Genomic DNA, 11553 nt, shown 5'->3' with positions numbered 1-11553 from the left:
CTCGTCAGCCGGCACGCCGAACGGGGGCGGACGGTTGCGCGGGGGCGATGTCGGGCGTGGGGTAGCTGGCAAGCATGGTGTCGACCGCGCCGGTCGCCTGCTCCCAGTCGAAGGTCCGGAACGCCATCCCCGTGGTCACGGTCCGGGGGCCGGAATAGAACATCTCGTACTGGGTGTGGCGCGAGGCGAATTCCGAACCCACCGCGTCCCAGGCCAGCTTGAACAGCTTCACCCGCTCCTCGGAGCTGAGATGGGGCGAATACTGGGTGCGCGCGATCATGGGGCCGATTTCGGGGTGAGCGAAATCCTCGACCGTGGAAGGCAGCATCAGCATGCCTCCACCCGACAGCTCGCGCAGGAAGTGAATGATCTTCGGATAGAGCAGCTGGGACTGCACCTGCGCGGCATAGACCAGCCCGGCATCGGGCAGGAAATAGCGCCCGCGATGCCGCCCCTTGGCCTCCATGCCGTGCACGAAAGCCTCGATCATGCCGACATGGCCGGCCAGTTCGCCCAGCGTCTCGCGCACCTGCGGGAAATGATACGTGCCGATGGTCTCGGTGATCTTGCGCGCCAGCCCGACGAGGAAGCGCAGCTTCACCAGCAGCCGGATCTCGGCCTGGTAGTTCTGGTAGGCATGCGCCGGCGTGTCGTGCCATTGGGCAAGCTGGCAGGTGGGATCGCGGTGCACGAAGATGCGGTCCCACGGAATCTTCACGTCGTCGAAGAACAGCAGCGCGTCGTTTTCGTCGAACCGGCTGGCCAGCGGATAGTCGAAGGAAGAAGACGCCGCCCCCTCATAGGAGCGCCGCGAGAGCAGCGACATGCCGGCAAGGTTCAGCGGCACCGCCGCGGTAAAGGCGTAGCGCGCTTCGTCCGCCTTCAGCGGGCGCAGCGTGGTCACCAGAATTTCGTTGGAGAGCACCGCCCCGGTGCCCAGCATCTTCGAGCCGCGCACGGTGATGCCGCCGGCATCCTCGTCGACGATGGCCACCGCCAGATCGGCATTTCCTTCCGCGCTGGTCGCCTTGGAGCGGTCGCCCTGCGGGTCGATGATCACGTAGGAGATGTAGAGATCGTTGTCGCGGGCATGGGCGTAATAGTCCCGTACCGCATCGGGCCGGCCGCCTTGATGGGCCTCGAAGACATCAACGCCCATATACATCGCCGAAATCGTTGAGGCGACATGGTCGGGCGAGCGTCCCATGAAGCCATGGTGCAGCTCGGCCCAGCTCACCAGCGCCTCGCGCCGCCGCACCAGCTCGTCATAGCTCGTCGGCAGCTCCCAGGACCGGCTGACACGCCGCCCGCCACCGGCGTCGAACGTCATTTTCTCAAGCTGTTCCGGCCGCTTCTGGAAGTCATAGAGCCCGGCGACCGAGCGCGCCGCGTTGCGAAACGCGGGATGCTCGGTGACCTTCTCGACCCGCTCTCCATCGATAAAGACACGCCTCCCGTCGTCCAGGCTGCGCAGGTGGTCTTCGGCTGTCTTGTGTGACATGGGGCTGCATCTCCGCTACCGGCCCATGATAATGATAAGTTACTTAGGTTTGTCAATTAGTCAGTGCGTTCACGAACATAATGAATTCAACAGACTTTGCGAGCGACGCGGCATCCGGTAATCAAATTCGGGGCATCAGGACGACAGAATGAGGACTCCGAATGGGTGAGAAAGACCAGCCACGGCCGCTGACCACGTCCCGTCCCGCGCTGCTCAGCGAGGGAAGCGACTACGTCTTTCGGGAAATGATCCGCGAACTTGTCGACTTTGCCGGCCGGCTGCAGGAGATACGCGAAGCGATCGCGCGGGCAATGGGCCTCACTCCACCGCAGTACAACATCCTCATGACGCTCTCTCAGATGGGCGGCGACGTCACCGTGACCGACCTTGCCGATCGCCTGCGCGTAAGCGTGCCCTTCATCGTCACCGAGACGCGCCGGCTCGATACGCTCGGCCTGCTGGAGAAGCGTGGCGATCCGGTGGACCGGCGCCGGGTCAATCTGGTTCTCACCCAGCAGGCCCTGACAGCGCTCAACGACATCGCGCCGCTGCAGGTCCGGGTAAATGACATTTTGTTTCAGACACTTGGCGGGCGCGATCTCAAGTCGATCAGCCGGGTGACCCATGGCCTGCTGGGTTCCTGCGACGACGCGCTCAATGAAGCGCTCGCGGGAGGACAGCCCGGGCGCTGAGGCAAGCGGCTCGCCACAGGATTGACCGGGGCGACAATGCGAGCGCCCGCCGCTTCATGCCTTTACCGGGCAGGACCTAGCGCGGCATGGCCAGCGGCGGCGGCAGCACGCCGGCGACCAGGGCGCGCGCGGCCTCCCAGTCGAAGGTGCGCAGCATGTGCGCGTGGTTCACATAGGACGCGCCGCCGTAGAACATCTCGTACTGCGTATGCCGGGAGGCATATTCCGAACCGAGCGCGTCCCAGGCCAGCTTCATCGTGCGCACCCGCTCTTCGGCGTCGACGATGGAGGACACCTGCGTCGCCTCGACATAGTCGCGGGTGTGGAGGCTGGTCATGTCCGCCACCGATGACGGCAGCATGATCACGCCGCCGCCCGCGAGATCGCGGATCGCCATCACGAACAGTGGGTAGAGTTCCTGGGTCAGCGTTTGCGCGGCATAGAGCAGATGGGCGCTCGGCACGTAATAGTCGCCGATCATGCGCCCCTCGGCCTCCATGCCGGCCACCAGCCCTTCCACCAGCGAGGCCTGCGCCGCCAGCTTGCCGAGCATGCCCCGGACCTGGGGAACCTCGATCGTGCCGTTGATCTCGACGATGCGGCGCGCGAGCCCGGTCAGGAACCGCATCTTCACCATCAGCCGTATCTGCGACTGGTAGTTCTGCATCACATGGGCGGGCGTGCCGTGCCACTGCGCCGCCGCCGCCGCCACGTTTCCGCACACGAACACCCGTTCCCAAGGCACCCGCACCTCGTCGAAGAACAGCACCGCGTCGTTTTCGTCGAAATGGCTGGAGAGCGGGTAGTCGTAGCCCGACGTCGCGCCCTGCTCATAGGAGCGCCGCGACAGCAGTCGCACGCCGGGATGGTTCACCGGCACCGCGAAGCTCAGTGCGTAACGCTCCTCGCCGGGCCGCACCGGCTGGATCGTGCCGACGAAAATCTCGTCCGCCATGACCGCCGAAGTGCCCAGCATCTTCGCGCCGGACACCACGATCCCCTCGCGGTCCTGCGACACCACATGCGCCACCACGTCGCGCGCCTGCTCGGAGGCCGCGCGCGTCTTGTCGGCCTGCGGGTTCTGAATGACATAGGTCACGAACAGATCGCGGGCGCGCACCTGCTCGAAATAGGCCGCGAAAGCCTCCGCCCGCGCCGCATCGAAGCCGGCCATCACCGGAAGGCCGATCATCATCCCGGTCAGCGTCGTCGCCAGATGGTCCGGCGAGCGCCCGAGGAAGCCGCAATGCAGCGCGGCCGACTCCGCGATGGCGCGGCGCCGGTCCACCAATTCGGCATGGCTGCGCGGAATCGACCACGCCTTGTGGACCCGCGCCCCGCCAACCTCGAATGTCAGCCGTTCCCGGTTGGCCGGGTCGGCCTGCAGGTCGTAGAAACGGGCGAAGGAGGCCACGGCGTTGCGAAAGGCGGGGTGGGTGGTGACGTCGGCGACCGGCTCACCGTCGATCAGCACCCGGCGGCCATCATTCAGACCGCTGCGGTATTCCGCTCCATCGCGCACGCGCATATCGAGGTCCCCGTTCCGCGAAACATCTTGCAGCTAACACGCTCTTTGCATACCATGCAAGTCACTTGCACGCCCACCTGCCCCACCGTCCCAGCCAAGAGAACGTCATGTCCGACCGCGATTTCGTGGGTTATGGCGAGCACCCGCCCCACGCCAACTGGCCGAACGGGGCGCGTCTCGCGCTCAACATCAATCTCAATTTCGAAGGCGGCGGCGAGCGTTCGATTCTCGAAGGGGATGGCTGCTCGGAAGGCATGCTGAACGACATCGGCCAGCCCTCCATCGAGGGACGCCGCAGCCCGCTGGTCGAGAGCGTGTTCGAATATGGCTCGCGCGTGGGTGGATGGCGCCTGCTGCGCCTGTTCCGCGAGCGCGGCATCAAGGTGTGTCTGCTCGCGGTCGCCAAGGCCGCCGAGGCCAATCCCGCCCTCACCCGCGCCTTCGTCACTGACGGCCACGAGCTGGTCTCCCATGGCTATCGCTGGATCGACTACCAGCTGGTGCCCGAGGAGATCGAGCGCGCGCATATCCGCCGCGCCGTCGAGACGCTGGAAGCCGTCACCGGCGTGCGCCCCACGGGCTGGATGACCGGCCGGCCGGGCCAGAACACGCGCCGCCTTCTCGTCGAACATGGCGGTTTCGCCTATGACCGCGACTCGCTCAATGACGAGCTGCCCTACTGGCTGACCGTCGAGGGCCGCCCGCATCTCGTCGTGCCCTACTCGTTCGAGACCAACGACAACCGCTTCAACGAAAACAGCGGCTTCAGCACCGGCGACGATTTCGCCCGCTACATGTGCGACTGCTTCGACGTGCTTTATGCCGAGGGCGCCCACACGCCGCGCCTGATGTCGCTCGCCATCCATGACCGGCTCATCGGCCGCCCCGGCCGCATCACCGGCCTGATGCGCTTCCTCGACCATGTCGCCAGCCATCCCGACGTCTGGATCGCCACCGGCGCGGAAATCGCCGCGCACTGGCGCAGCGTGCATCCCGCGCCATGATGTCGATGCGCATGGGCGCGGCCCCGTCCCGGCCCCGCGTCCACGTCACCGGGGGCAGCGGCTTCATCGGGCGCGCCGTCGCCGCCCGGCTGGCAGGCGAGGGCTATGAGGTCAGCGCCAGCGATCTCCACGGCAGCGAGGAGGTCGCCGCGCTCGATCTGCGCGAGCGCGCCGGTGTCATCGCCCATATCGCCGATCTCGCGCCCGACATCGTGGTCCATGCCGGCGCCATTTCGGGCACAATGCTCGCCATCGACGACCCCGCCTTGATGTTCGACGTCAACGTCGCGGGCACGCTGAACCTCGTCGAGGCGATGCGCCGCGCCGGGGTGCCGCGACTGGTGTTCCTGTCCTCAAACGCGGTCTACGCCCCTGCCCCGAGCCGCGCGCCGGTGTCGGAAAGCGCCGCGCTTGGTCCCAGCGATGCCTATGGCGCTTCCAAGCTCGCCGCCGAGGCGGTGCTGCGCTGCTATGGGGAGAGCCACGCCATCTCGACGCTGGCCCTCAGGGTGTCCTCCGTCTTCGGGCCGGGCCGGGTGACGCCCTATCTCATCTCGCAGACCCTCGACGCGCTCGGTCGCCGTGCGCCGCTGACCGTCACCGATGAGCGCTCGAACATGCGCCAGTTCATCCATATCGATGACGCCGTCGAGGCGGTATGCCGCGCGGTCGAAACCGAGCATCCCGGCTTCACCCCGATCAACATCACCGGCGGGACCTATCTGTCCGAGGAGGCCATCGTGCGCATCCTGGCCGCCGGCATGCCGGATGCCGACATCACCGTCATCGCCGATCGCGGCTGCGACGATGACGGGCGGGTTGGCCCGCTCGACATCACCCGGGCACAGGCGCTGCTCGGCTATGTGCCGAGCATCGACATCGCGGCCGCCCTGGCGGATCTGGCTCGCGCTGCCGGTGCCGGCACGTCTGCGCCAGATCCTCACGCACAAGATACGCGCTAGGGCGATCTCCACCGGAGCGCCTTCCGGTTGGCGTGAAGACAACACGTCGAAACGGAAAGCTCTCGACCCACACCCGTTCCCGGCCGAGCCGCGCCACCTCATCCGCCCCCTGTTACAGGACACCGTCCATGCCGCTGGTTGACGCCATCGCCGACGCTCTTCCCACGATGAAACAGTGGCGGCACGCCCTGCACAGCCATCCCGAAACCGCCTTCGAGGAAAACTGGACAGCGTCCTTCGTCGCCGAGAAGCTCGCCTCCTTCGGCATCCCCTTCGAAAGCGGGATCGCGAAGACCGGCATCGTGGCGACGCTGAAGGGCCGGGCCGGCGACGGCCCCGCCATCGGGCTGCGGGCCGACATGGACGCGCTCGACATCGTCGAGGCGACAAACCTGCCCTACCGCTCCACCCTTCCCGGCAAGATGCACGCCTGCGGCCATGACGGGCACATGACCATGCTGCTCGGCGCCGCGCGCCATCTCGCCGAAAATCCCGATTTCGCCGGCACGGTTCATTTCATCTTCCAGCCGGCCGAAGAAATGGCGGGCGGCGGCAAGGTGATGGTCGAGGAGGGCCTGTTCGCCCGTTTCCCCATGGAGCGCGTTTTCGGCCTTCACAACTGGCCGGGACAGCAGTTCGGCACCTTCGCCGGCAAGCCGGGGCCGATGCTGGCCTCCTCGGACGTGTTCGAGATCACGGTGAGGGGCAGCGCCGCCCACGCCGCCATGCCCCATCTCGGCATCGACCCCATTGCTGCCGCCGGTGAATTGATCGGCGCGCTCCAGACCATTGCCAGCCGCACCCTCGACCCGCTGGAATCGGGCGTCGTCAGCATCACCCAGGTCCATGGCGGCGACGCCTGGAACATCATCCCGGACGAGGTGGTGCTGCGTGGCACGGTACGCACCTTCACGCCCGCCCTGCGCGACCTGATCGAGGCCCGCATGAAGGCCATCACCGAGGGCGTTGCCGCCATTCACGGCGCCACCGCCACGCTCTGGTACGACCGGCGCTACCCCGCGACCGTGAACAGCGCCGGCGAGGTCGCCCTCGCGTTGGAGGCCGCCGGCGCGGCGATGGGTGCGGACCACATCCTTTCCGACCCCGCTTCCTCCATGGTCTCGGAGGATTTCGCCTATCTGCTGGAGCAGAAGCCGGGCGCCTACCTCTGGCTCGGCAGCGGTCCGGGTCCGGCGCTCCACAGCTCGGGTTACGATTTCAACGATGCGCTTCTTCCCGTCGGGGCCAGCTACTGGGTACGACTCGTGGAACGGATTCTCGCGCCCGGGGCCGCGTGAAGCCCGCTCATTGGTGACGGAGGCTGCTGTGATGAGAGATTTCGAGACGCCGGGTCGCTCGCTGGTCATGGCCACGCACGGCATGGCGGCCACCTCGCACCCGCTCGCCAGCCTCATAGCGCTGAACGTGCTTCAGGCCGGCGGCAACGCCATGGACGCGGCCATCGCGGCCTGCGCGGTGCAGGGTGTCGTCGAGCCGGGCTCCACCGGGCTCGGGGGCGACTGCTTCGTGCTCTATTCGCGCGGCGGCACCGATGACATCGTGGCCTATAACGGTTCCGGCCGCGCCCCGGCCGCGGCCAGTACCGCCTATTTCGCCGATCACGGCATCACCGCCATCGAGCGCCAGTCCGCCCATGCCGTCACCGTGCCCGGCGCGGTGGAAGCCTGGGCCCGGCTGACGCAAGACCACGGCACCCGTTCGCTCGGCGAGTTGCTGCAGCCCGCCATCGCGCTGGCCCGCGAGGGCTACGCGGTCGCCCCCCGCGTCGGCCTCGACTGGCGCGAGCAGTCCGCCCTCTTGGAAAAGGACGCCAACGCCGCGCGTATTTTCCTGCCCGGCGGCCATGCCCCCCATCCGGGCACCCTGCACCAGCAGCCCAAACTCGCCGCCACGCTGGAACGCATCGCCGAGGACGGACCGGACGGCTTCTATCGCGGCGCCGTCGCACAGGACATCGTCGGCTATCTTCAGGGTCTGGGCGGCCTCCACACGCTGGAGGATTTCGCCGCCACGCGGGGCGCCTACGTCACGCCGATCTCCGCCCCGTTCCGCGATGTGACGGTGCATGAGTGCCCACCAAATGGGCAGGGCGTCATCGCACTCATGCTCCTGAATATACTCTCACGCGCCACCACAGACTCCTCACCACTCACTGTGGAGCGTGTGCATTTCGAGATGGAGGCGGCCCGCCTCGCCTACTCGGTCCGCGACGCCGTCCTGAGCGATCCGGACCATTCCCAAATACCGCTCCGCGAATTGCTCTCCGATACGCTGGCCGCCCAGCTGGCCGGCATGATCCGCGCCGACAAGCGTCTTGAGGAACTGCCGGTCGTCGACCTGCCGAGCCATGACGACACGGTCTACATCGCCGTGGTCGACAAGGACCGCAACGTGGCGAGTTTCATCAACTCCATCTTCACCCCATTCGGAAGCGGTCTCGTCGCCCCGCGCTCGGGCGTGCTGTTGAACAACCGCGCACAAGGCTTTTCGCTCAAGGACTTACACCCCAACGCCATCGCCGGCGGCAAGCGTCCGCTGCACACCATCATCCCCGGTCTGACCACGCGCGAGGGCCGCATCGAGCACTGTTTCGGCGTCATGGGCGGCCAGTACCAGGCGCTCGGTCAGGCCTATTTCCTTGCCCGCATTCTCGACTACGGGCTCGATATGCAGAGCGCGATCGACCTCCCCCGCGCCTCCCCCCTCTTCGGCACCGACGCGCTGGAGGTGGAAGCCAGCATGCCGGAGGACATCCAGCGCGGCCTCGCCGCCCTTGGCCATCGCATCGTGCGCCCCGCCCGCCCCATCGGCGGTGCTCAGGCCATCCGGATCGACTGGAACACCGGCGTCCTGACCGGCGCGTCCGACCCGCGCAAGGATGGCTGCGCCCTCGGCTACTGACGAAAAACACTGTCAATTCAACGCGCAACGCGGCGCCACGCAAGGCTTGGCGGCGGTCTTGCATGCGCCGGGACCTCGTGTGCCCCATTGCGCCCAAGCCGTCGCATGAGGCCATATTGCGCGTCCTATTGTCGGGAGATGACCGCCATGACCAGTCTGTTCCGCCGCCTCGCTGCCCGTTTACGACCAAGCGGACACCGTTCACGGCCAATGGGGCGGTCCGGCATGGCGGCGCGACTTGCAGGAACGACCGGCCTCGCCGCCCTCATCGCCCTCGCCGCAACCGCCGGCGCCCACGCCGACACGCCGGTGAAGTTCACCCTCGACTGGGTCTTTCAGGGCCCGACCTCGCCCTTCCTGGTGGCCCTGGAGAAGGGCTACTACAAGGACGAGGGTCTGGATGTGTCGATGGACCCGGGCCAGGGTTCCGCCGGCGCGGTGCAGCGGGTGGCCTCCGGCGCTTACGATATCGGCTTCGCCGACGTCAACGCGTTGATCGAATACAACGCCAAGAACCCCGGCAAGGAGATCCTGTGCGTCTTCATGGCCTATGATTACCCGCCCTTCGGCGTCTATGCGCTGAAGAAATCGGGCATAGCCAAGCCGACGGATCTTGTAGGCAAGAAGCTGGGCGCACCGGTGTTCGATGCCTCCTTCCGCCTCTTCCCCGCCTACGCCAAGAAGGTCGGCATCGATCCGGCGAGCGTGGAGCACGTCAACCTTTCCCCTCAACTACGCGAGCAGTCGCTGGTTCAGGGCACGGTCGATTTCATCTCCGGCCACTACTTCTCGTCCATCCTCGATCTCAAGGCGCGAGGAGTGAAGGAGGAGGACATCGTCGCCTTCACCTACAGCGATGCCGGCATGGACGTTTATGGCAATGGCATCATCGTGTCGCCGGAGATGGCGGAGAAACCGGAAGTGGTGAAGGGCTTCCTGCGCGCAACTGCCAAGGCCTGGAAGGAAGTGGCGGCCGATCCCTCGATCGGCGTCGCGGCGGCCAAGGCGCGGGACCCGCTCATCGATGATGCGCTCGAAACCGAGCGCCTCAACATGTCGCTCAAGATGAATGTGCTGACGCCCTATGTGAAAGAGCACGGCATGGGCGACGTGGATCCCGAGCGTTTCGCCCGCTCGGTGAAGGACGTCGCCGACGCCTTCGGCCTGCCGAACGCGCCGGAGCCCGAGAAGGTGTTCACCAATTACTATCTCCCCCCCAAGGAAGACCGCATGGTCGCCCCCTGAGAAATGCCGCGGCGCCCTGAGTGACCTTCGCCCCACGGGCGCCGCCCCCTTTGCGTGAGACCCAAGCCCGCATGCCTTCAACTCCCCTTGTCGAACTGAAGAATGTCAGTCTTGCCTATGGTGAGGGCAGCGAGCGCATGGTCGCGCTCGGTGACGCGACGATCAGCATCGCGGATGGCGAATTCGTCGCCGTGGTCGGACCGTCAGGTTGCGGCAAGTCCACGCTGATGAAACTGGTTACGGGCCTTCTGCCCCCCACCAGTGGCGAAATCAGCGTGCGCGGTCAGCGCGTTACCGGCCCGATCAAGGGCGTCGGCATGGCCTTCCAGAATGCCACATTGATGCCGTGGCGGACCACGCGCGACAATATCATGCTGCCACTGGAGGTGGTCCAGCCTCACAAGGGCCGCCTGCGCGCCAACCGTGCGGAGTATGTCGCCCGCGCGGATGCCCTGCTCGCCTCCGTTGGCCTTGGCGGCTTCGGTGACAAATATCCCTGGCAGCTGTCGGGAGGCATGCAGCAACGCTCGAATGTCTGCCGCGCGCTGATTCATGAACCCCAGATTCTGATGCTCGATGAGCCCTTCGGCGCTCTGGATGCGTTCACCCGCGAGGAGCTGTGGGGAATCATGCAGCAGCTCTGGCTGGAGCGTCGCTTTACCGCTGTGCTTGTCACCCATGACCTGCGCGAGGCTGTCTATCTCGCCGACACCGTCTACGTGATGAGCAAACGTCCGGGTCGGATCGTGAAAGTCCGAACGGTCGACCTCCCGCGTCCACGCACGCTGGAGACAACCTTCACACCCGCATTCGTTGACATTGTTCACGAACTACGCGAGCGCATTCAACTGGAGCACGCCGAATGACCGCGCTTCAGCAGCGCTATCTGCGCTTCGCCATGCCCTGGCTCGCCCTGCTTGTCCTGCTGATCATGTGGCAGGTGGCCTGCATCGCCTTCGACGTGCCCGAGATCGTGGCTCCGCGGCCAACCCGCGTCGTAGAGGTCATCATCCAGCGCTGGGACCTGTTGCTGCGTTTCTGCATGGAGACGCTGTGGACGACGCTGATCGGCTTTTTCCTCGCCATAGGCTTTGGCCTGCTGCTCGGCCTCGCCATCGGCGCTTCGCCCTTCGTCTATTCCGGGCTTTACCCTTTGCTGATTGCCTTCAACGCCATTCCGAAGGTCGCCATCGTCCCGATCCTCATGATCTGGGTCGGCATCGGCGCGCTGCCGGCGATCATCACCGCCTTCGTCATCTCATTTTTCCCAATCGTGGTGAATGTCGCCACCGGGCTTGCCACCATCGAGCCGGAGATGCGCGATTTGATGCGCTCTCTTGGCGCCAGCAATCGCGAGATCCTGATGAAGGTCGGCATCCCCCGCGCCATGCCTTACCTCTTTGCCAGCCTGAAAGTCGCAGCCACCCTGGCCTTCGTTGGCTCTGTGCTGTCGGAAACCGTGGGCGGCAATCGCGGCATCGGATTTCTTATGCTCTCCGCCAGCGCGCGCAATGATTCCGCCACCACCTTTGCCGGTCTTTTCGCCATCGCCATTATGGGCATCGGCGTCTACGCCGCGTGCGCACTCATCGAAAAACGCATGACACGCTGGGCATTCCGCGGCGAACTGGTGCGTTAGCTCGCCAAAGACGGGCACCTCGCCCCTGCACGACATCGCAATCAGTGCCGTCGACATCAG

At 66.0% G+C, this 11553-nt stretch carries 10 protein-coding genes; 8 read left to right on the top strand and 2 right to left on the bottom strand.

Translation table 11 applies throughout. The features are described 5' to 3' along the window. Window positions 1-4: 4 nt before the first annotated feature. Complete coding sequence (locus G3A50_RS19060) at window positions 5-1501, bottom strand: 4-hydroxyphenylacetate 3-hydroxylase family protein (RefSeq protein WP_163076712.1); 1497 nt, start codon at window positions 1499-1501, stop codon at window positions 5-7. A 161-nt stretch (window positions 1502-1662) separates the two neighbouring features. On the opposite strand from G3A50_RS19060, the gene G3A50_RS19055 reads away from it, so the two are divergent. Then, on the top strand, window positions 1663-2193 hold the full coding sequence (locus tag G3A50_RS19055) for a MarR family winged helix-turn-helix transcriptional regulator (RefSeq protein WP_163076711.1): 531 nt from the start codon (window positions 1663-1665) through the stop codon (window positions 2191-2193). Window positions 2194-2269: 76 nt separating this feature from the next. Here the strand turns inward: G3A50_RS19055 and G3A50_RS19050 are convergent, their stop codons facing one another. Next, window positions 2270-3721 (bottom strand): 4-hydroxyphenylacetate 3-hydroxylase family protein, encoded by a 1452-nt coding sequence (locus G3A50_RS19050; RefSeq protein ID WP_163076710.1) that lies wholly within the window; start codon window positions 3719-3721, stop codon window positions 2270-2272. Window positions 3722-3828: 107 nt separating this feature from the next. On the opposite strand from G3A50_RS19050, the gene G3A50_RS19045 reads away from it, so the two are divergent. The 7 genes from G3A50_RS19045 (at window position 3829) to G3A50_RS19015 (ending at window position 11493) form a co-directional block, all read left to right on the top strand. Then, window positions 3829-4725: a polysaccharide deacetylase family protein gene (locus tag G3A50_RS19045; RefSeq protein WP_163076709.1), complete on the top strand. Its 897-nt coding sequence runs from the start codon at window positions 3829-3831 to the stop codon at window positions 4723-4725. Next, window positions 4722-5687 (top strand): NAD-dependent epimerase/dehydratase family protein, encoded by a 966-nt coding sequence (locus G3A50_RS19040; RefSeq protein WP_163076708.1) that lies wholly within the window; start codon window positions 4722-4724, stop codon window positions 5685-5687. The genes G3A50_RS19045 and G3A50_RS19040 overlap by 4 nt, the downstream gene beginning before the upstream one ends. A 128-nt stretch (window positions 5688-5815) precedes the next feature. Continuing rightward, window positions 5816-6985, top strand: coding sequence for a M20 aminoacylase family protein (locus G3A50_RS19035; RefSeq protein WP_163076707.1), 1170 nt, complete (start codon window positions 5816-5818; stop codon window positions 6983-6985). Window positions 6986-7016: 31 nt separating this feature from the next. After that, window positions 7017-8609 carry a gamma-glutamyltransferase gene (ggt, locus tag G3A50_RS19030; RefSeq protein ID WP_163076706.1) on the top strand — a complete coding sequence of 531 codons (1593 nt, stop codon included), beginning with the start codon at window positions 7017-7019 and terminating at the stop codon, window positions 8607-8609. Window positions 8610-8834: 225 nt separating this feature from the next. Beyond that, window positions 8835-9854, top strand: a complete 1020-nt coding sequence (locus tag G3A50_RS19025) for an ABC transporter substrate-binding protein (RefSeq protein WP_163076705.1) — start codon at window positions 8835-8837, stop codon at window positions 9852-9854. 71 nt (window positions 9855-9925) lie between these two features. After that, window positions 9926-10720, top strand: a complete 795-nt coding sequence (locus G3A50_RS19020; protein ID WP_163076704.1) for an ABC transporter ATP-binding protein — start codon at window positions 9926-9928, stop codon at window positions 10718-10720. Beyond that, complete coding sequence (locus G3A50_RS19015; RefSeq protein ID WP_163076703.1) at window positions 10717-11493, top strand: ABC transporter permease; 777 nt, start codon at window positions 10717-10719, stop codon at window positions 11491-11493. Before G3A50_RS19020 ends, G3A50_RS19015 begins: the two co-directional genes overlap by 4 nt. Window positions 11494-11553: the final 60 nt, after the last annotated feature.

The sequence above is a fragment of the Ancylobacter pratisalsi genome, from assembly GCF_010669125.1.
Taxonomy (GTDB): Bacteria; Pseudomonadota; Alphaproteobacteria; order Rhizobiales; family Xanthobacteraceae; genus Ancylobacter; species Ancylobacter pratisalsi.
Note: the sequence above shows the minus strand (reverse complement) of the source record. Positions and strands in the feature narration are given on the sequence as shown.

Bases quoted from the DNA above. Each gene is read 5' to 3' on its own strand.
- G3A50_RS19060 (WP_163076712.1), bottom strand. From the start codon at position 1,501: ATGTCACACAAGACAGCCGAAGACCACCTGCGCAGCCTGGACGACGGG.
- G3A50_RS19055 (WP_163076711.1), top strand. From the start codon at position 1,663: ATGGGTGAGAAAGACCAGCCACGGCCGCTGACCACGTCCCGTCCCGCG.
- G3A50_RS19050 (WP_163076710.1), bottom strand. From the start codon at position 3,721: ATGCGCGTGCGCGATGGAGCGGAATACCGCAGCGGTCTGAATGATGGC.
- G3A50_RS19045 (WP_163076709.1), top strand. From the start codon at position 3,829: ATGTCCGACCGCGATTTCGTGGGTTATGGCGAGCACCCGCCCCACGCC.
- G3A50_RS19040 (WP_163076708.1), top strand. From the start codon at position 4,722: ATGATGTCGATGCGCATGGGCGCGGCCCCGTCCCGGCCCCGCGTCCAC.
- G3A50_RS19035 (WP_163076707.1), top strand. From the start codon at position 5,816: ATGCCGCTGGTTGACGCCATCGCCGACGCTCTTCCCACGATGAAACAG.
- ggt (WP_163076706.1), top strand. From the start codon at position 7,017: ATGAGAGATTTCGAGACGCCGGGTCGCTCGCTGGTCATGGCCACGCAC.
- G3A50_RS19025 (WP_163076705.1), top strand. From the start codon at position 8,835: ATGGCGGCGCGACTTGCAGGAACGACCGGCCTCGCCGCCCTCATCGCC.
- G3A50_RS19020 (WP_163076704.1), top strand. From the start codon at position 9,926: ATGCCTTCAACTCCCCTTGTCGAACTGAAGAATGTCAGTCTTGCCTAT.
- G3A50_RS19015 (WP_163076703.1), top strand. From the start codon at position 10,717: ATGACCGCGCTTCAGCAGCGCTATCTGCGCTTCGCCATGCCCTGGCTC.